This window comes from Litchfieldella rifensis (genome assembly GCF_042646605.1).
Taxonomy (GTDB): domain Bacteria; phylum Pseudomonadota; class Gammaproteobacteria; order Pseudomonadales; family Halomonadaceae; genus Litchfieldella; species Litchfieldella rifensis.
Genome location: NZ_JBHRUG010000043.1, coordinates 1 through 22,905 on the forward strand (window position 1 = coordinate 1; position 22,905 = coordinate 22,905).

21 protein-coding genes are annotated in these 22,905 nt (G+C 63.4%); 12 read left to right on the top strand and 9 right to left on the bottom strand.

Features of this window, described 5'->3' with window-relative positions; translation table 11 throughout:
• Nucleotides 1-80 precede the first annotated feature (80 nt).
• Both mnmC and ACFOEV_RS19240 read right to left on the bottom strand, forming a co-directional pair.
• Nucleotides 81-2,159, bottom strand: a complete 2,079-nt coding sequence (mnmC, locus tag ACFOEV_RS19235) for a bifunctional tRNA (5-methylaminomethyl-2-thiouridine)(34)-methyltransferase MnmD/FAD-dependent 5-carboxymethylaminomethyl-2-thiouridine(34) oxidoreductase MnmC (RefSeq protein ID WP_386776513.1) — start codon at nt 2,157-2,159, stop codon at nt 81-83.
• A 143-nt stretch (nt 2,160-2,302) separates the two neighbouring features.
• Complete coding sequence (locus ACFOEV_RS19240) at nt 2,303-2,602, bottom strand: YciI family protein (RefSeq protein ID WP_386776514.1); 300 nt, start codon at nt 2,600-2,602, stop codon at nt 2,303-2,305.
• A gap of 148 nt (nt 2,603-2,750) precedes the next feature.
• On the opposite strand from ACFOEV_RS19240, the gene ACFOEV_RS19245 reads away from it, so the two are divergent.
• Together ACFOEV_RS19245 and ACFOEV_RS19250 are read left to right on the top strand one after the other, a co-directional pair.
• Nucleotides 2,751-3,650 carry a PHP domain-containing protein gene (locus ACFOEV_RS19245; protein ID WP_386776515.1) on the top strand — a complete coding sequence of 300 codons (900 nt, stop codon included), beginning with the start codon at nt 2,751-2,753 and terminating at the stop codon, nt 3,648-3,650.
• Between the two features lie 87 nt (nt 3,651-3,737).
• Nucleotides 3,738-4,361 carry an L-threonylcarbamoyladenylate synthase gene (locus tag ACFOEV_RS19250; RefSeq protein ID WP_386776516.1) on the top strand — a complete coding sequence of 208 codons (624 nt, stop codon included), beginning with the start codon at nt 3,738-3,740 and terminating at the stop codon, nt 4,359-4,361.
• A 32-nt stretch (nt 4,362-4,393) separates the two neighbouring features.
• Here ACFOEV_RS19250 and ACFOEV_RS19255 read toward each other — a convergent pair whose 3' ends face one another.
• Both ACFOEV_RS19255 and ACFOEV_RS19260 read right to left on the bottom strand, forming a co-directional pair.
• Complete coding sequence (locus tag ACFOEV_RS19255) at nt 4,394-5,296, bottom strand: ion transporter (RefSeq protein ID WP_386776517.1); 903 nt, start codon at nt 5,294-5,296, stop codon at nt 4,394-4,396.
• Between the two features lie 23 nt (nt 5,297-5,319).
• The gene (locus ACFOEV_RS19260) at nt 5,320-6,198 is read right to left on the bottom strand and encodes a CYTH domain-containing protein (protein WP_386776518.1); all 879 of its coding nucleotides are present in this window, start codon (nt 6,196-6,198) and stop codon (nt 5,320-5,322) included.
• A 101-nt stretch (nt 6,199-6,299) separates the two neighbouring features.
• Between ACFOEV_RS19260 and ACFOEV_RS19265 the strand changes: the two genes are divergently transcribed.
• The 7 genes from ACFOEV_RS19265 (at nt 6,300) to ACFOEV_RS19295 (ending at nt 15,003) form a co-directional block, all read left to right on the top strand.
• The gene (locus ACFOEV_RS19265; protein WP_386776519.1) at nt 6,300-6,980 is read left to right on the top strand and encodes a TIGR00153 family protein; all 681 of its coding nucleotides are present in this window, start codon (nt 6,300-6,302) and stop codon (nt 6,978-6,980) included.
• A 54-nt stretch (nt 6,981-7,034) separates the two neighbouring features.
• Nucleotides 7,035-8,300: an inorganic phosphate transporter gene (locus ACFOEV_RS19270; protein WP_386776520.1), complete on the top strand. Its 1,266-nt coding sequence runs from the start codon at nt 7,035-7,037 to the stop codon at nt 8,298-8,300.
• A gap of 173 nt (nt 8,301-8,473) precedes the next feature.
• Nucleotides 8,474-9,787, top strand: coding sequence for an amino-acid N-acetyltransferase (gene argA / locus ACFOEV_RS19275; protein ID WP_386776521.1), 1,314 nt, complete (start codon nt 8,474-8,476; stop codon nt 9,785-9,787).
• Nucleotides 9,788-10,591: 804 nt separating this feature from the next.
• Nucleotides 10,592-12,130, top strand: coding sequence for a sensor histidine kinase (locus tag ACFOEV_RS19280; RefSeq protein WP_386776522.1), 1,539 nt, complete (start codon nt 10,592-10,594; stop codon nt 12,128-12,130).
• A gap of 5 nt (nt 12,131-12,135) precedes the next feature.
• Complete coding sequence (locus tag ACFOEV_RS19285; protein ID WP_386776523.1) at nt 12,136-12,678, top strand: hypothetical protein; 543 nt, start codon at nt 12,136-12,138, stop codon at nt 12,676-12,678.
• Nucleotides 12,679-12,760: 82 nt separating this feature from the next.
• Nucleotides 12,761-14,083: a two-component system response regulator GlrR gene (glrR, locus tag ACFOEV_RS19290; protein ID WP_449280246.1), complete on the top strand. Its 1,323-nt coding sequence runs from the start codon at nt 12,761-12,763 to the stop codon at nt 14,081-14,083.
• 278 nt (nt 14,084-14,361) lie between these two features.
• On the top strand, nt 14,362-15,003 hold the full coding sequence (locus tag ACFOEV_RS19295; RefSeq protein WP_386776525.1) for a TetR/AcrR family transcriptional regulator: 642 nt from the start codon (nt 14,362-14,364) through the stop codon (nt 15,001-15,003).
• A gap of 37 nt (nt 15,004-15,040) precedes the next feature.
• On the opposite strand, the gene hepT is transcribed toward ACFOEV_RS19295, so the two are convergent.
• The 4 genes from hepT to ACFOEV_RS19315 form a co-directional block, all read right to left on the bottom strand.
• Nucleotides 15,041-15,481: a type VII toxin-antitoxin system HepT family RNase toxin gene (gene hepT, locus ACFOEV_RS19300; protein WP_386776526.1), complete on the bottom strand. Its 441-nt coding sequence runs from the start codon at nt 15,479-15,481 to the stop codon at nt 15,041-15,043.
• The gene (gene mntA, locus ACFOEV_RS19305; RefSeq protein WP_386776527.1) at nt 15,474-15,974 is read right to left on the bottom strand and encodes a type VII toxin-antitoxin system MntA family adenylyltransferase antitoxin; all 501 of its coding nucleotides are present in this window, start codon (nt 15,972-15,974) and stop codon (nt 15,474-15,476) included. Before mntA ends, hepT begins: the two co-directional genes overlap by 8 nt.
• A gap of 4 nt (nt 15,975-15,978) precedes the next feature.
• Nucleotides 15,979-17,334: an exodeoxyribonuclease VII large subunit gene (xseA, locus tag ACFOEV_RS19310; RefSeq protein ID WP_386776528.1), complete on the bottom strand. Its 1,356-nt coding sequence runs from the start codon at nt 17,332-17,334 to the stop codon at nt 15,979-15,981.
• Between the two features lie 94 nt (nt 17,335-17,428).
• Nucleotides 17,429-18,223, bottom strand: coding sequence for a pyrroline-5-carboxylate reductase family protein (locus ACFOEV_RS19315; protein ID WP_386776529.1), 795 nt, complete (start codon nt 18,221-18,223; stop codon nt 17,429-17,431).
• Between the two features lie 165 nt (nt 18,224-18,388).
• Between ACFOEV_RS19315 and ACFOEV_RS19320 the strand changes: the two genes are divergently transcribed.
• Both ACFOEV_RS19320 and ACFOEV_RS19325 read left to right on the top strand, forming a co-directional pair.
• Nucleotides 18,389-20,440 (top strand): oxidoreductase, encoded by a 2,052-nt coding sequence (locus ACFOEV_RS19320; RefSeq protein WP_386776530.1) that lies wholly within the window; start codon nt 18,389-18,391, stop codon nt 20,438-20,440.
• A 41-nt stretch (nt 20,441-20,481) separates the two neighbouring features.
• Nucleotides 20,482-21,090: a dimethylsulfonioproprionate lyase family protein gene (locus tag ACFOEV_RS19325; protein ID WP_386776531.1), complete on the top strand. Its 609-nt coding sequence runs from the start codon at nt 20,482-20,484 to the stop codon at nt 21,088-21,090.
• A gap of 94 nt (nt 21,091-21,184) precedes the next feature.
• On the opposite strand, the gene ACFOEV_RS19330 is transcribed toward ACFOEV_RS19325, so the two are convergent.
• Nucleotides 21,185-21,739 (bottom strand): CGNR zinc finger domain-containing protein, encoded by a 555-nt coding sequence (locus ACFOEV_RS19330; protein WP_386776532.1) that lies wholly within the window; start codon nt 21,737-21,739, stop codon nt 21,185-21,187.
• Between the two features lie 104 nt (nt 21,740-21,843).
• On the opposite strand from ACFOEV_RS19330, the gene ACFOEV_RS19335 reads away from it, so the two are divergent.
• Nucleotides 21,844-22,662 (top strand): alpha/beta fold hydrolase, encoded by an 819-nt coding sequence (locus ACFOEV_RS19335; RefSeq protein ID WP_386776533.1) that lies wholly within the window; start codon nt 21,844-21,846, stop codon nt 22,660-22,662.
• Nucleotides 22,663-22,905: the final 243 nt, after the last annotated feature.

Sequence of the window (22,905 nt, forward strand, 5' to 3'; positions counted from 1 at the left end):
GAGCCAATCACGATGTTGAAACCATCGACTGGAGAGCCGTGTGCGGGAGAACCGCATGCACGGTTCGGAGGGCGGGGAGGCTATGCCTTCCCGACCCCTATCAGAGCAGGCGAGGTGCGGCGCACCAGTTCGGCGATCAGTCGCCTGCCCGGGTGCAGGTGGTCGGCCAGCTCGCGCTCCACGGGCAGCGGTTCGTCGCAAAGGCGTGAGGCGATCACCTCGGCGCACAGCGGGGCACTGGCCAGCCCGCGTGAGCCATGAGCGGCGCTGATCCACAGCCCGGGATGGTGGGTGCCCGGCGTTGAGGGCACCCGGCGCGCGTCCTTGGCCAGCAGCGCATAGTCGTGCCGCCAGCGCTCGGCATCGGGCACCGGCCCGGCATAGGGTGACTTGTCGGGGCTGGCGGCGCGCACCGCGGCGCGTCCGCCCAACCGGCCCGGGTCGAGTGTCAGGCCGGCCTCGCGCAGCGCCCGGACATAGGCCGGCAGGGCACGTTCCAGTTCCGCCAGGTTGGCGGCATGATCGGCTTCGCGAATGTCGGTGGTGGTGTCGTTGGGGGAAAAGGTGGCGCCAAAGGTGAGCACGCCATGCCACGCGGGGGGGACATAGCCGCCGGCACACACCACGCGCTGCAGCTCGGGGATGAGTTCGGCCAGGCCTTCCGGCAGCGCCAGCTCCGAGACCTGGCCGCGGATCGGCTGCAGCGGCAGCTCGGCCGTCTGTGCGAAGCGGTTGGCGGCCTGGGCATTCGCCACCACCACCTGGTCGGCCACCAGCGCCTCGCCGTTGGTCAACCACAGCCGCCAGCCGGTCGTGTACGGCTCCAGACGGCCGACTTCGGCTTGCCGGAAACGTACACCTGGCGTGGCGGCGAGACGTTCGCACAGCGCGCGGGGCCGTACCCAGCCGGCATCGGGATAGTCGAGTCCGCCGCAGTCGAGCGCCATTGCGCCAGGCAAGCCGGCACGCTGGCTGGCCGTCGCGGCGTCGAGGCCTTCCACCACGCTGGCCGGCAGCGGGTGATTGGCCAGGAAGCGCGCCTGGCGCCGGGCCTCCCTGTCGCTCGTGGCCAGCTGCAGCACGCCGCAGTCCTGCCATAGCGTCCGCTCGGGATCGAGCGCGGTCAGCCAGCGCTGGGTATACAGCAGGCCGGCGAGATACGCTCGGCTCTGCAGGTTGGTGTCGGCGGCCAGCTTGACGTAGAGCGCCCCCTGGCGATTGCCCGAGCCACCGGCAGCGGGGGCCTCCCGATCCAGCAGGGTCACGTCCAGGCCGCGCCGGGCCAGCGCCTGGGCCACCGTGGTGCCGGCCAGGCCGGCGCCGATCACGGCGACGTGCCGGGCGGGGCGGGCCGGCGGCGGAATGAACCAGGGGGTGGCGCGTCGCGAGTCGTTCTCGGCGGACGTCTCGAGTTGACCGCCCAGCATCTCGCGCTTGCGCCCGAAGCCGGGCATCTTGCGCCAGGTGAAGCCGGCGGCCGCGAGGCCGCGCTTGACCGCTCCGGCACAGGTGAAGGTCGCGAAGGTCGCGCCGGGGCGACTGGTCGCCGCCATGGCGTCGAACAACCCCTGATGCCACATCTCGGGGTTCTTGGCTGGGGCAAAGCCGTCCAGGAACCAGGCGTCCACCCCGCCGTCGAGATGCCTCAGGCACTCGGCGGTATCGCCAAGATGCAGATCCAGGGTCACGCGCGCGTCGAGCGCCAGGCGGTGCACGCCGGTCACCGCTTGCGGCCACTGCTCCACCAGCCGCCGCGCGTAGGCCGCGAAATCGGGCCACACGGCAAGCGCCCGGGCCAGGTCCTCGCCGGTCAACGGGTACTTCTCGGTGGATACCAGGTGCAGGCGGGCGCCGGCGGGGGCGCAGGCCTCGAAGCAGGCCCAGGCGCAGAGCATATTGAGGCCGGTGCCGAAACCGGTCTCGCCGATCACGAAGGGGCGTGACGCCTGCCAGGCGGCGAAGCGGCGCGGCAGGTCGTTGGCGGCAATGAACACGTGCTCGGTTTCGGCCCGGCCGTCCTGACGCGAGAAGTACACGTCATCGAAGCGTGACGAGTGGGGCGCTTCCAGGTCGGCATCGTCCCGGCGCCAGTCGAGGTGGGCGGGCTCCAGGGCGGCCAGGGGCGGCAAGTCAGCGCGGCGGTCGGACGAGGAGGGCAACGGGCGGGTCTCCGTAAACGCGACGAGTGATCAAAAATTACACGATGGTGCCGTGGCGGCGAACGCTCTGGCCTTGGCCAAGGCGTCCGCGGCCTTTCAACAGACTTTTCCACAGCCACTGTGGGCAACCGGGTGTGGAAAAGTCAGGGCAGGACCTTCTTGAACGGCTTGACCGTGACCTTGGCATAGACCCCGGCGATCACGAATGGATCGGCGTCGGCCCACGCCTGGGCGCTGGTCAGGTCGTCGAACTCGGCGACCACCAGGCTGCCACTGAAACCGGCATCGCCCGGGGTCTCGGCATCGATGGCGGGATGCGGGCCGGCCAGTACCAGGCGGCCCTCGTCACGCAGTTTCTCGAGCCGTGCCAGGTGGTCGGGACGTGCCGCCATTCGTCTTTCCAGGCTGTTCTTCACATCTTCGCTGATGATCGCGTAAAGCATCGCAGGGCTTCCTCGCATGGTGGTGAGAAACACGATGGTGGGAACCATGAACTGGCATGGTCGCCGATGACGCCGGCGCAGGATTGACCGCTTCACGCCGGACGCGCACCATAGTGGGCCTATTCTGACAAAGACGCATGCCGGCGTCATGCCAATGACCGTTCTGTCCGTATTGCCCGCCAGCCTGGCCGAAAGCCAGGGACTCGATCTCCATATGCACTCCACTGCTTCCGACGGTAGCCTTCCGCCCGCCGAGTTGGTGGCGCTGTGCCATCGGCGTGGCCTGACGCACATGGCGCTGACCGACCATGACACCGTGGCCGGCGTCGAAGCCGCGGCCGTTGCCGCCGAGGCGCTGGGCATTCGCCTGCTGCCGGCCACTGAGCTGTCGACGCAGTGGCGGGGCGTCAATATCCATGTCGTGGGGTTGCTGCAGGACGGCGTGCATGGCGCCCTGGCCACGGGGCTCGAGTCCCAGGCACTGGCCCGCGAGGCGCGTGCCGAGGAGATCGCATCACGGCTGGAGAAGGTGGGATTGACGGATGCCCTGGCCCGGGCCCGTGAGCAGGCCGGCGAGTGGCGTCCACTGGGTCGCCCGGATTTCGCCCGTGCGCTGGTCGCCGCCGGGCTGGTCCCGGATATCGCTACCGCCTTCAGGAAGCACCTCGGCAATGGCAAGCGGGGCGACGTCAAGTCCCATTGGCCGTATCTTGCCGAGGTGGTCGAGTGGATCGTGGGATCGGGGGGCGTGGCCGTGCTGGCCCACCCATTGCGCTACGGCATGACGCGGCGCAAGCGCGGCCTGCTGCTGGATGCCTTTCGGGACGCCGGTGGCGAGGCTGCCGAGTTGGTCAGCGGATTTCAGAATGCCGATATGACCCGCGACCTGGCGCGTCAGCTCGACGAACGCGGCCTCTACGGCTCACTGGGCAGTGATTTCCACTCTCCCGGCGGTCCGCTGGCGCCGGGAACCATGGGGTCGGTGCCGCGTAGCGCCGTGGCACCGGTATGGACCCACCCTCGCCTGGCCAGCTTTGCCGCGGCATGACGCCGCTTGGATCATGCGAGTGGCAGTGGACTTGCGTATGCTACGGCAACGTTTGCGCAATCGATAGTCGCCAAGGAGAGACCGACGATGACCCAATTCTTCCAGATGCACCCCGAGAATCCCCAGAAGCGGTTGATCGACCAGTCGGTCGCCATCATTCGCCAGGGCGGGGTGATTGCCTATCCGACCGATTCCGGTTATGCCTTGGGTTGCCACCTGGGTGACAAGAAGGCCATCGAGAAGATCAAGTGGCTACGTTCGCTGGACGACAAGCACAACTTCACGCTGCTGTGTTCGGACCTGTCGGAAATCGGTACCTACGCCAAGGTCGACAACGCCGTTTTCCGATTGCTCAAGACCCACACCCCGGGGCCTTATACCTTCATCCTCAATGCCACCACCGAAGTGCCGCGCTTGCTGCTGCACCCCAAGCGCCGCTCCATCGGCGTACGGGTACCGGACCACCGCATCACCAATGCCTTGCTCACGGGACTCGGTGAACCGCTGATGAGCGTGACCCTGATCCCGGTGGGCGAAGCGCTGCCGATGACCGATGCCGAGGAGATCCGTAGCCGTTTCGGGGCGCATCTGGATCTGATCATCGACGGCGGAGCCTGTCACCTGGAGCCTACCAGCGTCATCGACCTGCGAGACCTGCCACCCAAGGTGGTGCGTGAAGGCCGCGGCGATGTCGCCCCCTTCCGCGAATAGCGGGCCTGGATTCGCCGCGCGTTGACAAGCCCTCATGTGTCGTCGATGGCGGGCGCGTCGTCGTTCCGGTCAGCGTCTTTCCAGGCCCTGGGGTCCTCGGTCTCCTCGTCGAGCCAGGTGCCGCACAGCAGACAGTACTTGGCCCGTCTCTCGTGGCGGTCGTGGCCGCAGCCAGGACACGCTTCCTCGGAGTAGCGCTCCTCGCGGATCGAACGGATCACCTGGGCGGAGAACACCCCGGTGGGGACGGCGATGATCGAATAGCCGATAAGCATCAGCACCACGGTGATGGCCTGACCGAGCGGCGTGACGGGGACGATGTCGCCATAGCCCACCGTGGTCAGACTGACGATGGCCCAATAGATGGACTGTGGAATGCTGGTAAAGCCGACTTCCGGTGATTCGATCAGGTACATCGCCGAGGCGAAGATGATCACCACAATGAAAATACTGAAGAAGAACAGAAAGATCTGACGCACGCTGCGCTTGAGCGCATCGAGTAACAGGCGCCCTTCACCGACGAACTGCATCAGTCGTAGTACGCGGAAGACGCGCAGTACCCGCAGCAGGCGCAACACCACCAGCGACTGCACACCAGGCAGCAGAAGCATCAACCAGGTAGGCAGAATGGCGATCACGTCGATGACGCCGTACAAGCTCCTCAGGTAACGGAACGGGCGCTCCAGGCAGTACAGCCGCATGGCCAGCTCCAGGGTGAACAGCCCCGTGAAGCCCCACTCCAGCCAATAGAACAGTTCCCCGAACCGGACACGCAAGGGGACCACGCTATCGAGCAACACCACGCCGACACTGGCCAGAATCGCCACGATCAGGGCGATGTCGAAGCCCTTGGCCAGCGGCGTGCCGGACTCGAAGATGATCTGGAAGACGCGGGTGCGCAGGCCTTCAGCAGCGGGTTTCAGGGTCGGCTGCACACCACTCTCCTGTGGTCGATAGGTCATTGGTCGCCTTGATGGACACTGCGGGCCAGGCCCAGGAACGCCTGGCCAAAAGTGAGGGTCAGCCAGTCGGGCCGGGTCAGGTGGTCCGCAAGGCTGGCCGCCAGCTCGCGGCTCCGGGGGCTGGCGCGATCATCGCCCAGTGCGGCCAGGTGTTCCAGTGCCTGGCATGCCTGGGTCTTGAAGCGACTATCGCCGCTGTCGGCATAGGCGTCCAGGGCGGCGATGGTATGCTCTACATGAGCCTCGGCATCGGCATCCGGCTGCTCCAGTGACCAGTGTCCGGCCAGCAGTGCCGAACCGCGTGCCGCCTTGCTGGTATTGGCGGGTCGCAATGGCACCCGCTGGGCAAGCTGCTCGGCCACATTCCACAAGGGCTCGCTTGGGCCGTCCTTGAGTTCCAGTTCGATTTCATTGATCGCCGCCTGTCGCTCGCCGGCACGGATCTCGCCACTGTCCAGGGCCAACTCGATGCGGCTGCCGGCAACCTCGAGATCCCAGGTCTGGCGCTGGAAGTCGGTGACGAAGCGCGGTGCCAGCCGAACGAATGTCTCGGGTCCCAGATCCCGCATGGGGGGCAACTCGGCCAACCCCTTCAGGTCGAGTTCGTCGCCATCGATGGGCCACTCCCATTCACCGCGAATCGAGAGCCCACCACGGCCCTCGCCGCTGGTCTTCAACGTCTGCAGCCGGACACACGGCGTATGACGAATGCGCAAGGCTACCTTGGCCTGTTCGAGGGTCGCCTCGGGGGTGTCGAAATAGGTGTTGCGCAGCCGGGTAATGCGGGGCGCGCGGTCCGCCAGCAGCGGATGGCTGGCCAAACGTTGCGGGCCGCTATCGGCCAGGGCAAGCTTGAGTTCGATCTCCTGGCTCATGGTGCTGTGAATCCTAATTAACAGTTGGGTGAATTTTTCATGACGTTGGCGGCGTCAATCACTATACTATCGCCGCCATTTCCCTAAGCGCATACCGTCCTATGGTAACTACAAATCCGTTCTCGGCGATGTTCGGCCGTTCGCCATTCCAGCCACTGCTTGCCCATATCGTCAAGGCCAATGAATGTGCCGATGAGTTGCTGCCGTTCTACGAGGCCACGCTCGTCGGTGACTGGGAGGCGGCGGCTCGTCATCGCGAGACCATCACCCGTCTCGAACACGAAGCCGATGAGCTCAAGACCGATTTACGCCTCAATCTTCCCAACACCATGTTCCTGCCGGTATCGCGTTCTGACCTGCTCGACCTGATCAGTGTTCAGGACAAGATTGCCAACAAGGTCCGCGACATCACCGGCATCATGCTCGGCCGGCAAATGCAGATGCCGGACGAGCTGGCTCAACCGATGCGTGACTACCTGCGCACTGCCGTGGCCTCCGTCGCCCAGGCCCGCAAGGCGTTGGAAGAACTCAAGGATCTTCTCGAATCGGGCTTCGGACGCAATGTCAACGATGTGATGCAAAACCTGATTCGTGAGCTTCATACCCTCGAAAACCAGGCCGATACCCAGCAGGTGGCGATTCGTCGTCAGTTATTCGAGCTGGAAAGCCAACTGCCACCGGTGGATGTGATCTTCCTTTACAAGATCATCGACTGGGTCGGTGAGCTATCCGACCGCGCCGAGCGCGTCGGCAGTCGCCTGCAGATCCTGACCGCCCGCTAAGGACACACGCATTAGCCCGCTAGCCGGGCTTTTCTGATTTAGGATCCTCTCCCTATGTCGATCATTGCGCAACACGGCGAAATCTTCATCATTCTGGCTTGTGCCTTCGGCTTCTTCATGGCCTGGGGCGTGGGGGCCAACGACGTGGCCAACGCCATGGGTACCTCGGTAGGTTCCAAGGCCATTACCATCAAGCAGGCGATCCTCATCGCCGTGATCTTCGAATTCCTGGGCGCCTGGTTGGCGGGTGGTCAGGTCACCGAGACCATTCGCAAGGGCATCATCAACCCCGAGCTGCTCCAGGCCGATCCCCAACTGCTGGTCTATGGCATGCTGGCCTCCCTGCTGGCGGCGGCCACCTGGCTGCTGATCGCCTCCATGCGCGGCTGGCCGGTATCCACCACCCACTCCATCGTCGGTGCCATCGTCGGTTTCGCCATGGCGGGGCTGGGGCTGGAAGCCATCGGCTGGGGGAGGGTCGGTCAGATCGCCGCAAGCTGGGTGGTATCGCCGCTGATGTCCGGTACCATCGCCTTCCTGCTGTTCAAGACGATCCAGCATCTGATCTTCGAAAGCCGCAATCCGGTTTCATCGGCCAAGCGTTACGTGCCGATGTATGTGTTCCTGGTCGGCTTCATCGTCGCCATGGTGACCCTGAACAAGGGGCTCAAACACGTCGGGCTCGATCTTGGCTTCGGCGAGAGCGCGCTGCTTGCCATCCTGTTCGGTTTTCTGGTGATGGGGCTGGGAGGCTTCCTCGAGAGACGTATCAGTTCTGAAAAGCGCCAGGACGACGCTTTCGGTTTTGGCGGCGTCGAGCGTGTCTTCGGTGTCTTGATGCTGTTCACCGCCTGTGCCATGGCCTTCGCCCATGGTTCCAACGACGTCGCCAACGCGGTGGGGCCGCTGGCGGCGGTGATCAGCGTGGTCTATAGCGAGGGTGTGATCGACACCGCCTCACTGGTGCCCTGGTGGGTGCTGGTCCTGGGCGGTGGCGGTATCGTCGTCGGCCTGGTGACCTATGGTCACAAGGTCATCGCCACCGTCGGTACCGGCATCACCGAACTGACACCGAGCCGTGGTTTCGCCGCAACCCTGGCCGCCGCCACCACCGTGGTGCTGGCTTCCGGCACCGGGCTACCGATCTCCACTACCCATACCCTGGTCGGCGCGGTGCTCGGCGTGGGGCTGGCGCGTGGTATGACGGCGCTCAATCTGAACGTGATCGGTACCATCGTGATGTCGTGGCTGATTACCCTGCCGGCCGGCGCCGGCCTGGCAATCCTGTTCTTCTTCATGTTCAAGGGCATGTTTGGGTAACGAGCCACGAGCCACGAGCCACGAGCTACGAGCCACGAGCAGCTCGGTGAAGCCCGAAGCCCAAGAAGGCGGCACCACCCCCGGTGGTGCCGCCTTTTTATGGCCTCTGTTATAGTCGTTACCGATACTCGAGAGAACACCTACATCCACCTTCTGCTGCCGGAGCGCGGCCCTTGAAAACTCGCTTCCCCTTTGTCGACTGGTTCCGCAACTCGTCGCCCTATATCAATGCCCACCGTGGCCGCACCTTCGTGATCCTCATCGAAGGCGAGGCCATGGCCTGTGGCCATGGCGAACAGCTCATCCAGGACCTGGCGCTGCTGCACACCCTGGGGGTGCGCCTGGTGGTGGTATTCGGCATTCGTCCGCAGGTCGAGGAGACCTTGACCGCAGCGGGGATCGTGCCGCGTCGCCATGACGGGCGATGGGTCGCCGATGCGACCATCATGAGCCATGTCGAGCGCATCGCTGCCGAGCAGCGGCTGTGGCTGGAAGCGCGGTTGTCGTTAGGCCTGCCCAATACCCCGCTGCATGGCATCGAGCTCACGGCGGTGTCGGGCAATCTGGTCATGGCCAAGCCGCTGGGCGTGCGTGACGGCATCGACTTCGACCATAGCGGCGAGGTACGGCGGGTGAGGGCGAGCGCCATCGAACGGCTCCTCGAGCAGGGTTCGCTGGTCTTGCTGCCGCCATTGGGCTTCTCGAGCACCGGCGAAGTCTTCGACCTGGACGCCGCCGAGGTCGCGCAGCAGGCGGCGGTGGCGCTATCGGCCGATAAACTGATCCTGCTGGGCGAGGCCGCCGGCCTGCACGACGAGAGTGGCCAACTGCAACGTCAGTTGACGCCCTTCGATGCGGAGCCGCTGCGCCGGCAGGCGACGCCGGGCAGCGAACTGGCTCGTCACCTGACAGCTGCCTGTGCGGCGGCACGCCATGGGGTGGCGCGCACCCATCTGCTGTCCTGGCACGATCACGATGCCTTGCTCGGCGAGCTGTTCACCCGCGATGGGGTGGGCACCATGATCACCCAGCATCGCTATGAGCAACTGCGCCCGGCCGAGCTCAGCGATATCGCCGGGATGCTCGAATTGCTCGAGCCCCTGGAGCGCCGCGGCATGCTGGTGGCCCGCTCCCACGAGCGGCTCGAACACGAGATCGACGACTACCTGGTGATCGAGCGCGATGGCATGATCATCGGCTGCGCAGCCCTGCATGTGTTTGCCGATGCCACCCTGGGCGAGTTGGCATGTGTTGCGGTCCACGATGATTACCGTGGCGGCGCACGTGGAGAACTGTTGCTCGCGGAAATCGAGCGACGCGCCAAGCGACAGGGGCTGACCGGCCTGTTCGTGCTGACCACCCATACCACGCACTGGTTCTTCGAGCATGGCTTCCGTCAGGCCGAGATCGACGCACTGCCCCCGCTCAAGCGCGATGCCTACAACTACGCCCGTAAATCGAAGATCCTCATCAAGCCCCTGACCTGAGCCCGGTGCCTCGCACCGGGTGTGTCGCCACGGCACTACTCCCTCGCATTAAGTGTCTCCGAATGGCAACGCCATAACGCATTGTTTTTTAAGGTGTTATATGGATATCTCACAATGGTGTTAGCAATCGGCGACATTTTTGGCTGTCGCCGACCCTTTTTGAGGAAGGAAATCGTTGCTTCGCTCATTCTGGCATTTGGGTGGTGTTTTTAACTTGTTGTTTTTATTGAGAGGTTTCAGTTTCTGGCATGCCATTCGCTATAGGTAGGGCGAGCAACGGGAAGCGATTCATAACGGCTCGAATCACTTCCTTGATCGGCTTAGACAGGGCAGGAAATCACCACCCTGTGCTACCTGGCCAGTCGAGTCGATCCGCGTCTGCTCCACGCGATGTGTGACTTAGGTTGCGATGAGACGGGTACCGCCGACAGGCACGGAAGAGTACCAGAAGGGCAAGGATGCCCCGGCAAGGATGCCTCTCCCCCTCGGGGGATCGAATTCAGCAAGCGACGCGTTGAAGCGGCGCTTCACAGGACGAAGCCGGGTAGTTCGCTACTCGCATGTCGATGACAGCCCCTGGAAGGCGTTACGTCATGGACATGGCTTCGGGGCCTCGGCCCGTTGCGAATGCCGATAAGTGTCTGACCAGGCAGACAGTTCTAGGCATTCTCATACCCTTCAGTTCCCTGCGTACCTTGGGCCGGCCATGCCGGCCCTCTTTTTTTTCTGCCGATTTTGTGGCCGGGCAGGCGGGGAAAATATCGGGAACCAGAGACAATTCTGTTATTCTGAGTGGTAATTCGCATGACATTGCCCCTATCACTACTGCATAGAACACTGGTCATGACCACTCAGGTCTCGCGCCGTTGGCGCCCTAGATCCTTATTACAACTGGTGCTGTTGGCATTCATCGCCGTCATGCTGCCACTCGGCGTATTGATGTTTCAGGCCGGCCAGGCGTTGTCCGAATTGACGCGACTGGCCGATGTCAGTGCGCGCCAGGCAGTGGAGGAGACGCGCCGTGCACGCGCGCTGTCGTCCCTGGCCTTGGAGATGGAGCGCAGCGCCCGCCAATATGCCGTCGTCGAGCAGGAAGATTTGCTGAACATCTATTCGGAACGTGCCAACGAATTCGGTGAACTGTTGGCACAGCAGCGCCTATTGCTGCCCGATGACCCGGATGTGGAGGCGCTGGTCGACCTGCTCGAGGAGCTCAAGGCGCTACCCGAGTTGCCGCTGGAGGAATTCCAGGAGGCACTGCCGATCTTCGCCACCTTCGCTTCCCATACCGATGCCATGCGCGTGGCTACCAATCGCCAGATCGATGCCCGTATCGATCGCATTCGCGAGCAGGCCAGCGCCGTGCAGACGCGCCTATGGCTGCAGACCGCGGCGCTGGTCTCGGCCAGCCTGGTGATGATGCTGCTCTTCACCTGGTTGATCATCCGTCCCATTCGCCAGCTCGAGCATCGCATCCTGAGCCTGGGCAGTGCGACGAAGACATCATCGCAGCCGCTTATCCAAGGGCCGGCAGAGTTGGTCAGCCTGGGGGATCGGCTGGACTGGCTGTCGTCGCGCCTGGCCGAACTCGAGGCCCAGAAGCAGCAGTTCCTGCGCCATATGTCACATGAACTGAAAACGCCGCTGGCCAGCGTGCGTGAGGGCACGGCTTTGCTGGGAGACGAGGTGGCGGGTCCGCTGACGCCGCACCAGCGTGAGATTGTCGAATTGATCGATGCCAGCGGCCAGGAGCTGCAGACGCTGATCGAACAGCTTCTGGACTACAATCTGGTGCAGCACCAAAGGGGTATTCAGGTCGATCGTTTCGATGTCACCACCGTGATCAAGGAATTGCTGGCCAAGCATCAATTGACGTTGGAGCACAAGGGCATGCGCGTGAGCTGGTTCGATGGGCCGCTGGAATGGCAGGCGGACCGGGCCTCGACCGGGCGCATCCTGGACAACCTGCTGTCCAATGCCATCGCCTATGGTGAAGATGGTGGCTATCTGGAGATACGTGGCTATCGCTATGGCCCCTCGCTGGTGCTCGAGGTTGCCAACAGCGGTGAGCCGATCCAGGCAGAGGACCGCCCGCGGCTGTTCGATGCGTTCTATCAGGGGCGTGCCCAGCGCAAGGGTCCACTCAAAGGGTCGGGGATCGGCCTGTCGGTGGCGGCCGATTGTGCCCGGGCTCAGGAGGGGCGCTTGGAGTTGGTCGACGATGATTCGTTGCCGGTATGCTTTCGTTTGACCCTGCCTTGGCACCCGCCGCAGCTCAAGGCAGATAACATAACAACGACGCTCTCTCTGACGGCGAATGAAAGCGTCGACGCAAGGAACTAAGCTCTATGCATTATCGTATTCTGTCGGGCTTGCTGGCAGCGTCGCTGCTGACAGGTTGCCAGTGGTTACCCGAGCAGCCCGATGCGGCGTCGCAGGAGACTGCCGAGAAAACTACCTGCGATGAAGTCATTCCCACCCTGGTCGAGAGCGATTGCCTGGTCGAGGCCTGGATCGACTATGGCCTGGCCTCGCAGCGCGGTGACCGGGAATGGCGTGACAGGATGCTCGAGTCACTCGAGTCACTCAAGGGCAAGAGCGAGCGACTACACTTGGCCCGTGCGGTGGCGCTGTCGTGGGGTAGTGAACAGGAGTGGAGCCAGGCCGCCGAACTCTACCGCAACAACCTGCATGCCGCGCCCAGCGACCTGCAGCCCTTGTTCCGCTACTGGTTCAATGAGCTGGAAGGCCGGCGGGCGATGGGTGAGCGTCTTGCGAGTAGTGAGGCGCAGCGCTACCAACTGGCTACGAAAAACAAGGAGCTGGCCGCCAAGCTCGAGGCATTGACGGACATCGAGCAGAACATCAATTTGCGCCAGCAATCACCATGAGCAATGTTGGAGTTGGAACGTGAAGCAAGCCGCCCATATTTTGCTGGTGGATGATGATGCCAGCCTGTTGAAGTTGTTGGGTATGCGCCTGGAGAGCCGAGGCTTCCGCGTCACCACCGCTGAAAGCGGTCGCCAGGCATTGGAGCGTCTGGGCCAGGTACGCCCCGATCTGGTGCTCTCGGACTTGCGCATGGACGAAATGGACGGCCTGGCGCTGTTTCACGAGATCCAGCGTCGCGCGCCAGGCTTGCCGGTGATCATTCTTACCGCGCATGGCTCGATCCCCGATGCGGTGAGCGCGACCCGTCAGGGGGTGTTCAGCTTCCTGACCAAACCGGTCGATCGTGACGAACTGTTCGCCGCCATCGACGAGGCGCTGTCCCAGGCGCCCGGAACGGGAGGGGATGGCGACAACGATTGGCGGGCGGAGATCATCACCCGCAGCCCCCAGATGGAGCGCATTCTCGAGCAGGCACGCATGGTCGCCGCCTCGGACGTCAGCGTGCTGGTCACCGGGCCCTCGGGCTCGGGCAAGGAGCTGCTGGCCAAGGCCATCCACCGTGCCAGCTCGCGCTCGTCCCACCCATTCGTGGCCATCAACTGCGGCGCCTTGCCGGAACAACTGCTGGAGAGCGAGCTGTTCGGCCATGCCAAGGGCGCCTTCACCGGGGCGATCAGCCAGCATCAGGGGCTGTTCCAGGCCGCCGATGGCGGCACCCTGTTTCTCGACGAGATCGGCGACATGCCGTTGCCGCTGCAGGTCAAGCTGCTGCGTGTGATTCAGGAGCGTCAGGTGCGACCGTTGGGCTCGACCGTCTCGACGTCGATCGACGTGCGCATCATCTCGGCGACCCACCGCGACCTGGACCGCTCCATGAGCGAAGGCGACTTCCGCGAGGATCTCTATTACCGCCTCAACGTGGTCAACCTGAAGCTGCCGGCACTCAAGGAGCGGGCCGAAGACGTGCCGCTGCTGGCCAAGTATCTCGTCGGGCAGGCGGCCGAACGCCACAAGCCCTTCGTCAAGGGCTTCTCGCCGGAAGCGCTCAACCTGCTGGCGTCCTCGGCGTGGCCGGGCAATGTCCGCCAACTGGTCAACGTGGTCGAGCAGTGCGTGGCGCTGACCAGCTCGCCGATCATTCCCGAGGCGCTGGTCGCCCAGGCGCTGACCGCCGAGGAAAATGCCCTGCCGTCGTTCAACGAGGCCCGCGCCAGCTTCGAGCGCAGCTACCTGATCAAGGTGCTCAAGATCACCGAAGGCAACGTGACCCAGGCAGCGCGGATCGCCGGACGCAACCGTACCGACTTCTACAAACTGCTGGCCCGCCACGAACTCGAGCCCAGCGCCTTCAAGGCCGGCGGCGAGGTCCCGATGGGCAAGGCCTATCCGCTGTCGTCATCCTGAGTCGTCCGGCGCCTACAGGTCCTTGACCAGGCGCCGATCGACGATGCCGATCATCTCGCCCCCCGTGGACCCAACGAGGTCAGGCGTCTATGGCCGCCGGCATCGGCAAGGCTATGCCACCCTTGACCCTTTCCACATGGGAGTCTCTCTTGCTGTGCCTGTCATTGGATAATAACAGTGCGTCATTGTGCACATAAAATAGACACTAATGTACACTGCATGCTTTAGCCAGCGCTTTCCCTGCCGCGCTGCATTCCCTGGCCAGAGAGACCGTCTCAATGCAACCCGCCGACAATCGCGACACCAAATGGAAGGGCTCTCGCGACGCCTGGCTCGATGCGGCTTTCGAGCTGCTGCTCGAATCCGGCGTGGACAGCGTGAAGATCCTGCCGCTGGCCAAGCGACTCAATCTCTCGCGCACCAGCTTCTACTGGTTCTTCAAGGACCGCGAGGCGCTGCTGGACGCCTTGATCGAACGTTGGCGCGAGAAGAACACGCGGGGCCTGGTGCAGCAGACCGAGGCCTATGCCGAGAGCATCGTTGAAGCGATTCTCAACGTCTTCGACTGCTGGCTGAATCCCGAGCTGTTCGACTCCCAGTTGGAATTCGCGATGCGTAGTTGGGCGTTGCAGTCGGACGAGGTGTCCAGAGAGATCGATGCCGCCGACGAAACACGCATCGAGGCGTTGACGCGGATGTTCGTGAGTCATGGTTATGACACGCTGGCGGCCAACGTGCGGGCCCGCACCATCTACCTCACCCAGATCGGCTATATCTCGATGAAGACCCAGGAAGCGCTCGAGGTTCGCATGCGGCGCATTCCCGCCTATGTCGAGATCTTCACTGGGCAGACGCCGCCGCCACATGAGCTGCGACGCTTCCACGCCCGGCATGGCTATGAGCCGGAAGGTGGCGTCTAGGAGGGGAATATCGACAAGGAATTCTACGTTTGAACGCTCACGGTAATCGTGATGCTTGGCGTAGAGCAAGAATGGCGTCACGTGAGAAACCCAGCAGTTCCAGGTAGTGATCCTGCTCGATGACGTCACGCACGATTTCATCGTCGACCTCTAGGTAATCGTGCACCAGCACGTTTCGAAGCCCGATGATCTTGCGCCAGGGCGTATTCGCATCGATGACCCCCTTATCCATCAAGCGCTGGAAAGCAGCCATGGCTTCGCTGCTGGTATGGCCCGTTTCCTGTCTTGCCCAATGCTTGGCAATCCCAATGCAGCTTTCGATAAGAACCTGAAGCGTTCTCTCCGCAGCATGCTGCTCCAGGCGTGACCATGGACGCTGCTGTAAAATGTCGCGCAGAAGCTTGATGTCCGCTTGGCATTCATCCAGATGATTGTCGAGGGCGTCGAGGTAAGCCGTGCCGGGATGTGTTTCAGGCATGTCGTTTCCGTTGATGCAGGTAGTCCAGTTCCCATCGGGACATGATACGGGTTTCCTGCTGCATGCGCAGTTGCGGATGCAGATCCAGCAGCCGGCGGCCTTCACTAAGCACTGTCCAGGCCAGTGGAATCGGCGCAATGGCCAAATCGACAACGCTCAGCCGACCTTCAGGCAACCCCAACGCTTGCTGCCAATCCAGGGCTAGCAATTCGGGGCGAAGCCTTCGATCAAGTGCAGGTTCCAGCCAGTCGGTAAAAACGACAGCCAAATCGTAGTCGCTTCCGGCATGGTGGCTCTCCCTGGCGCGTGAGCCATACAACCACAACGCGGCTAGGTCGTTGCGCTGCCTGGCCAAGTTGACGAGACGTTGTAGAGTGGGATCTTCTGGCATCAGTGCGCCCTTTATACTGAAGTACTTGCCATTATGGTGCTGCACGCGCGCGAGAGGAAAGGAAGACGCCATCGAAATACGCTCGGTAATTCTGGTGATCATCTGCTCAGCGGGAAAAGCGCCGCTTCACTTCCACTCTGAGACGTCCTTCACCGAGACGAGCGGTTAGCCCTTGACCGGGCTGGGTATCCTGGGCGCGGCGAATGACGTGTCCCTTGTCATCCTCAAGGATGGAATAGCCACGGCTCAGTACCGCCAACGGGCTCACCGCCTGCAGTTCCCGTACGACGGAGGAAAGTCGCGCTCGGTAGTTCTCCAACTGACGCGGCATGGCAGTGTGCAGCCGCGTCTGGGCCAAGGTCAGGCGCTGCTGGGCCTGGCGCAGTTGTTGGGTGGGATCGAAGGCTAGCAGGCGCGCCCGGGCATGCTGCTGGCGCTGGCGATTCAATGCCAGGCTGGCGTACATGGCGCGCTGTAACCGTCCTTCCAACTGATTCAGATGCTGGCGTTGCTGGACCAGCCGCTCCCCGGGATGGCGCAGCCGGGCACGCAGGTGATCGAGACGCTGGGCCTCGACATCGAGGCGACCGCGTTGGGCACGCAGCAGGCGCGCCCCAAGCTGGCTGAGACGGTGCGCCAGGTCGCGTTGGTCGGGCACCAATTGCTCGGCCGCCGCCGATGGCGTGGGCGCGCGTACGTCGGCGGCGAAATCGGCCAGTGTCACGTCGACCTCGTGGCCCACCGCCGACATCACCGGTAAGCGCGAATGGAAGATCGCCCGTGCCAGATGTTCGTCGTTGAACGCCCACAGGTCTTCCAGGCTGCCGCCGCCACGCGTGATCAGCAGCGCGTCGTGGCTAGGGTCGAAGCGCCCATCTGCTTGAGAGAGCCGATTGATCAGTGCCAAGGCGCGAATCATTGCCGGCGCCGCCTCGCGGCCCTGCACCGGCACCGGCACCACGCTGACCCGCGCCAGTGGCCAGCGCGCCGCCAACACCGCCAGCACATCGCGAATCGCCGCGCCAGTGGGCGAGGTCATCACCAGCAGTTGGCGCGGCGGGCAGGGCAGGGGGCGCGCATTGGCGAATACCCCCTCGGCGGCGAGGCGTTGTTTGAGCTGCTCGAAGGCGACCAACAGATCGCCCTGGCCCGCCGGCTGTACCGCATCGACGATCAACTGGTAGTCGCCGCGTGGCTCGAAGATCGACAGCTTGCCGAGCAGCCGCACCCGGTCGCCATCCTTGAGTGGCGTGGCCACGAAACGTGCACGATTGCGGAATAGCGCGCAGCGCAACTGGGCACGATCATCCTTCAAGGTGAAATAGACATGCCCCGAGGCCGGCCGCGACACCCCCGACAGCTCCCCTTCCACCCAGCACTGGCCGAAGTCGCGTTCCAGCAACAGGCGCGCACGGCGGTTGAGTTCGCTGACGGAAAGGGCGGGGTCGGTGGGCTGGGGCATGAGCCAGGCATCCTTGGTGGCGGAGCCGCCTAGCCTAACATCTTGTGGTCATCCAGGGAGCGGGGTAATGGCCAGCGCTGACAGGATGCTCCTCTTACCGTGATCCACTGGCCGCCTGGTGAGCCGCATCAAGACCACGATGAATCGCCTGGCCAATACCCTCATCGATCATCGTGCGCAGCCCCTGGGCCGTGGTGCCGTCATAGGCAATCAGTCGCTCCACCATGTCGCTAGGGTCGCCACCTAGCCTTTCCAGCAACAGGCTGCCGCCCACCAGGGTCTGCATGACGGCCTCGCGGGCGATATCGTCGGCGATGCCCATCTGCCTGGCGTGCTCCCGCATCGATTGGGCCAGCAAGGCGGGGTAGGCCGGCCCGGCACCACTCAGGGCCGTCAGGTAGTCGAGGTCGCGCTCTGCGGGCAGCTCGCGTGCCTTACCGCAGCTCGCCAGCAACGCCTGAACGAGCTGTCTATCGGCGTCGCTAACCTGTTGTGAGGCGTACCACGGGAAATAGGCCCGGCGGATTTCCGCCGCGGCGTTCGGCATGGCACGCACCACCCGGCGGCTTCCCACCTGGCGGGAGATCGCCTGCAAGGAAGCCATCGCCAACAGGGAAATGACCAATTTGTCGTGTGCCTCGATATCGACGCTGGCGAGATCCTGCGGGCGCACGGACAGCACGATGACATCCGCCAGGGCGACCAGCTCACGGTTGTCCTTGACGCAACGGACGTCGGGCCAGTCGCGGTAAGCGTCGCCGCTCCCGGAACGCGATGAGACCACCAATTGGCCGGCGGACACGACGCCCTGTTCCAGCAGGGAAAGCCCGAGTGCTCGCCCCATCCACCCATGACCGCCAATGATACCGATCACTGCGTTTTGCGACATTTGTCCAGCCTCCTCTTGCCATAAGCCGACATCCCTCACTGCTTCATGACGGCCTGGCACATCGGGGTTTTGTTTTTCATGTACACTTATGTACATCTAGTTGACGAGTGTGTACATCCGCCGCTAACGTTGTCAAGACCACAACAAGATCGAGGAGGCCTGGCCATGGCCAACGACCCGCTGCTGCAGCCCTTTCAGCTCAAGCATCTGTCCTTGAAGAACCGGCTCATGATGACGTCCCACGAGCCCGCGTACCCTGAGGACGGGATGCCCAAGGCGCTCTATCGTGCCTATCACGTCGAGCGGGCCAAGGCCGGCCTTGGCCTGACCATGACCGCCGGGTCCGCCGCGGTGGCCAAGGACAGCCCGCCGGTGTTCAACAACATCCTGGCCTACAAGGACGAGGTGGTGCCCTGGATGCGCGAGCTGACCGACGCCTGCCACGAGCACGGCACCGCCGTGATGATCCAGTTGACCCACTTGGGGCGGCGCACCCGTTGGGACAAGGGCGACTGGTTGCCGGCGGTGTCGCCCTCTCACCGCCGCGAAGCGTCCCACCGCGCCTTTCCCAAGCAGGTCGAGGACTGGGATATCGAGCGCTTGATCAAGGACTACGCCGATGCCGCCGAGCGCATGCATGCCGCCGGCCTCGATGGCATCGAGCTGCAGGCCTACGGCCACCTGATGGACCAGTTCTGGTCGCCGCTGACCAATACCCTCGAGGGGCCCTATGGTGGGGATCTCGACAACCGGCTGCGTTTCACCTTTGAGGTGCTGCGCGCCATTCGTCAGCGGGTCGGCGAGGCGTTCATCGTCGGCGTGCGCTACACCGGCGACGAGATGTTGCCGGGCGGGCTGACGGCCGGCGACGGGATGGCGATCTCACGGCGCCTGAAAGACAGCGGTCTGGTCGATTTCCTCAACGTGGTCCGTGGGCATATCGACACCGACCCGGGGCTCACCGACGTGATCCCCATTCAGGGCATGCCCAGCGCCCCGCACCTGGATTTCGCCGGCGAGATCCGCCGCGAGGTCGACTTCCCCACCTTCCATGGCGCCAAGATCCAGGATGTCGCCACGGCCCGCTATGCCATCGCCTCGGGCAAGGTCGACATGATCGGCATGACCCGTGCCCACATGGCCGACCCGCACATCGTGCGCAAGATCATGGAGGGGCGCGAGGAGGAGATCCGGCCCTGTGTCGGCGCCAACTACTGCCTCGATCGCATCTACCAGGGGGGTGCCGCCTACTGCATCCACAACGCCGCCACCGGGCGCGAAACCACCATGCCCCACACCATCCCCAAGGCAGCGCAAACGCGTCGCGTGGTGATCATCGGCGCCGGTCCCGCGGGGTTGGAGGCCGCCCGCGTCGCCGGCGAGCGGGGCCATGCGGTGGTGGTGCTGGAAGCCGCCAGCGATGCCGGCGGGCAAGTGCGCCTCACGGCACAGAGCGAGCGCCGCCGCGAGATGATGGGCATCATCGATTGGCGCCTGGCGCGCTGCGAGGCACTCGGTGTCGAGATCCGCTACAACGTCTGGGCCGAGGTCGAGGACGTGCTTGCCGAGACCCCGGATGTGGTGATCGTGGCCACCGGCGGCTATCCCGCGGAAGACCAGCCTCCGGTGGGGCACGACCTGGTGGTCAACACCTGGGACATCCTGTCCGGACACGTGGCGCCAGGCAAACGGGTGCTGTTGTTCGATGATGCCGGCGATCATGCCGCCATGCAGGCGGCGGAGATCATCGCCGCCACGGGAGCCCAGCTCGAGATCATGACACCGGACCGCACCTTCTCGGCGGAAATCATGGCCATGAACCTGGTGCCCTACATGCGTTCCCTGCAGCGGCCCAACGTCACCTTCACGCCCACCTACCGGCTGAAGTCCGTGCAGCGGGACGGCAGCGAGCTGCTGGCCAAGATCACCAGCGACTATGCATCTCAAGATCAGCTGGACCTGGACCAAGAGCGGCGCATCGATCAGGTGGTGGTCAACTACGGCATCACGCCGATGGCCGATATCTATTTCGAGCTGAAGCCGCATTCCCGCAATGGTGGCGAGGTGAACTACGATGACCTGATCGTGGGCACCCCCCAGGCCGTCATCCGCCATGTGGACGGTGGGTTCCAGCTATTCCGGATCGGCGATGCCGTCGCGTCCCGGAACACCCATGCCGCCATTTACGATGCTTTGCGGCTGGTCAAGGACCTGTAACGACGAAAGCAGACTGGAACAGACCGCTGGAGACGACTCCCATGGAAACTCGCCCCTATGCGTTGCAGAACTATCTCGATAGCGTTCATAAGGCAATGACGGCGGACCGTTCGATCCCAGCGGCATCCCGGGCCATCGAGAGAATCTTCACCGCCTTGGAAAGCCCCTCCACGCGCAAAACCGGCGAGGGGGCGAGACTTCCCGTTTCGGGCCATCTTGGCGACGCCCTGGCAGCGGTGCGTGCGGCGTCGCCCTCCCTTGCCGGGGTCGCCAAGGCCTTCGAGGCTCTCGAACCATCACTCACTTGGCGCCGCCGCAGCACGGCCGGACTGTCTGCAAGTGACAACTTCGCGGATGGCCATGCGAATGTGATGATTGCCGGGCCGGGCGGCCTCGAGGATCGCAATGATGTATGGGTAGGGGCCACGTTGATGGCGCCGCATGTCCGATATCCGGATCATAGGCACGGTCCCGAGGAAGTGTATCTCGTCCTGTCATCCGGATATTTTCGTCAGGGGGAGGGATCCTGGTTCGAGCCTGGAATGGGCGGAATCCTGTATAACGAACCTGGAATCACGCATGCCATGAGGTCTCGCGAAGCGCCTCTGTTTGCCATCTGGTGCTTGTGGGTCGATCGGATTATCGAATAGTACCGTGAGCGCCAGCGACGGTTGAAGATAGGGAACTGCATTCATCGCGATCACGATCGCTCCTACGAAACCCTGCGTTCCCACGAGCGCTGGGTTAGTGATTTCTGTGATAGTGGCGCTCGACCCGGGCCCGGTTGCCGCAGACTTCCGTACGACACCAGCGACGGCGCTGTGCCTTGGATTGGTCGAGAAATAGCCAACTGCAACGGCCGCATTCCTTGAGCCGATGCAGCCGACCGCTGTAGAGCAGCGCCAGGGCGGCCAGGGCCATGCGGTCGCGGAATCGATGACTGGTGACTTGCAGCGGCGTTGGCTCGTCGATCGCGAGCTTGCTGAAGGCAACGGCTTCGGCGAGGCTGTCGCGCACCATCTCCCAGGCATCGGTGGTGGCATGGCCCTGTGCGATCGTGGAGAACAGGGTATGCAAGCGCTCACGCAGAGCGATTGCCTCGTCGAAATCCCGCTCGGAAACCTGCGGTGTACTTCCTGCATCAGTCAGGTTGCTGGCGCGAATCCAATCGCCTAGCGCCTGGCGATCCTCCAGACGATCTATTACCCGGGACTTGCCCGTGTCTCCCACGGTATTGAGGAAATCCAGACAGGGGTCTCCAGCGATGAAGTCATGCTCGGTCCAGCGATGTCGGGTCATGCAGCTCTCACTCTCGTTAAACTAATTCCATAAATACACTTTACAGATTAGCTTGATTGGTCTTGACTGTCTAACTCCATTGGCAGGTTATAGGAGTTAGAGAAATGAGCGATTCTCAGGCCGGGTTCCGTTTCGAAGGGCGCTTCGTGCATACCGAGGTCATCGGGGAGGGACCTCCGCTGGTAGCGATTCACGGCACCCCCTTCTCGTCGCAGGTGTGGCGCCGGGTGGTGCCGCACTTTCGCGAACAACGTCGTATCTATCTATTCGACCTGCTTGGCTACGGACGCTCGGAGAAAACACCGGGACAGGACGTGTCCCTGGGCGTGCAGAACCGCTTGCTGGCCGCCTTGTTTGAACACTGGCGACTGCAGGCGCCCGATGTTCTGGCACATGACTTCGGGGGAGCCACAGCGCTGCGTGGCCACCTCTTGAATGGCCTGGAATACCGCAGCCTGACGCTGGTCGATCCTGTGGCGTTATCGCCCTGGGGGTCTCCCTTCGTCCAGCATGTCAGGCAGCATGAAGCGGCCTTTCGAGGACTGCCACCCTATATCCATGACGCGCTCCTGCGCGCCTACCTGCAGGGCGCGGCCTGGCACGAGTTGCCGGAAGATGCGCTACGAATCCATTGCCAGCCATGGCTAGGGGAAGAGGGGCAGGCCGGATTCTACCGACAGATCGCGCAGATGGACCAGCACTACACCGACGAGATCAGGCCCTTGTTGGATCGTATCCGCTGCCCGGTGCATATTCTCTGGGGCGAGCAGGATACCTGGATACCCATCACCAGAGGGTGCGAGTTGCACGCGCTGATTCCCGGCTCGTCCTTTACGCCGATCGCCGAGGCCGGCCATCTGGTGCAGGAGGATGCTCCGGAAGCCCTCGTCGCGGTGCTAGGACGTGTACTGGGAGCACACTAATCCGATCTTGCCCCTGACACAGCTCGCGCTGCGCCTGGTCGCCCATATCGAGCAGCGGCTCGGTCAGTGCGTCTAAGCATAGTAGGGATCGGATATGGCTCAAGGCTAATGTAGGAGTGCCCGTGGGCGCGATGGCGGGGCCACCCAAGCCGGCCTGCGGCCGGATCGCCGCCACGGCGGCTCCTAGTGCGCCCGCGAAGGCGTGCATTCCGTGTGGTGAAAGTCCACACCGGGGTAAGCCAT

Bases quoted from the DNA above. Each gene is read 5' to 3' on its own strand.
- ACFOEV_RS19240 (WP_386776514.1), bottom strand. From the start codon at position 2,602: ATGCTTTACGCGATCATCAGCGAAGATGTGAAGAACAGCCTGGAAAGA.
- ACFOEV_RS19245 (WP_386776515.1), top strand. From the start codon at position 2,751: ATGCCAATGACCGTTCTGTCCGTATTGCCCGCCAGCCTGGCCGAAAGC.
- ACFOEV_RS19250 (WP_386776516.1), top strand. From the start codon at position 3,738: ATGACCCAATTCTTCCAGATGCACCCCGAGAATCCCCAGAAGCGGTTG.
- ACFOEV_RS19260 (WP_386776518.1), bottom strand. From the start codon at position 6,198: ATGAGCCAGGAGATCGAACTCAAGCTTGCCCTGGCCGATAGCGGCCCG.
- ACFOEV_RS19265 (WP_386776519.1), top strand. From the start codon at position 6,300: ATGGTAACTACAAATCCGTTCTCGGCGATGTTCGGCCGTTCGCCATTC.
- ACFOEV_RS19270 (WP_386776520.1), top strand. From the start codon at position 7,035: ATGTCGATCATTGCGCAACACGGCGAAATCTTCATCATTCTGGCTTGT.
- ACFOEV_RS19280 (WP_386776522.1), top strand. From the start codon at position 10,592: ATGACATTGCCCCTATCACTACTGCATAGAACACTGGTCATGACCACT.
- ACFOEV_RS19285 (WP_386776523.1), top strand. From the start codon at position 12,136: ATGCATTATCGTATTCTGTCGGGCTTGCTGGCAGCGTCGCTGCTGACA.
- glrR (WP_449280246.1), top strand. From the start codon at position 12,761: ATGCGCCTGGAGAGCCGAGGCTTCCGCGTCACCACCGCTGAAAGCGGT.
- ACFOEV_RS19295 (WP_386776525.1), top strand. From the start codon at position 14,362: ATGCAACCCGCCGACAATCGCGACACCAAATGGAAGGGCTCTCGCGAC.
- hepT (WP_386776526.1), bottom strand. From the start codon at position 15,481: ATGCCTGAAACACATCCCGGCACGGCTTACCTCGACGCCCTCGACAAT.
- mntA (WP_386776527.1), bottom strand. From the start codon at position 15,974: ATGATCACCAGAATTACCGAGCGTATTTCGATGGCGTCTTCCTTTCCT.
- xseA (WP_386776528.1), bottom strand. From the start codon at position 17,334: ATGCCCCAGCCCACCGACCCCGCCCTTTCCGTCAGCGAACTCAACCGC.
- ACFOEV_RS19315 (WP_386776529.1), bottom strand. From the start codon at position 18,223: ATGTCGCAAAACGCAGTGATCGGTATCATTGGCGGTCATGGGTGGATG.
- ACFOEV_RS19320 (WP_386776530.1), top strand. From the start codon at position 18,389: ATGGCCAACGACCCGCTGCTGCAGCCCTTTCAGCTCAAGCATCTGTCC.
- ACFOEV_RS19325 (WP_386776531.1), top strand. From the start codon at position 20,482: ATGGAAACTCGCCCCTATGCGTTGCAGAACTATCTCGATAGCGTTCAT.
- ACFOEV_RS19330 (WP_386776532.1), bottom strand. From the start codon at position 21,739: ATGACCCGACATCGCTGGACCGAGCATGACTTCATCGCTGGAGACCCC.
- ACFOEV_RS19335 (WP_386776533.1), top strand. From the start codon at position 21,844: ATGAGCGATTCTCAGGCCGGGTTCCGTTTCGAAGGGCGCTTCGTGCAT.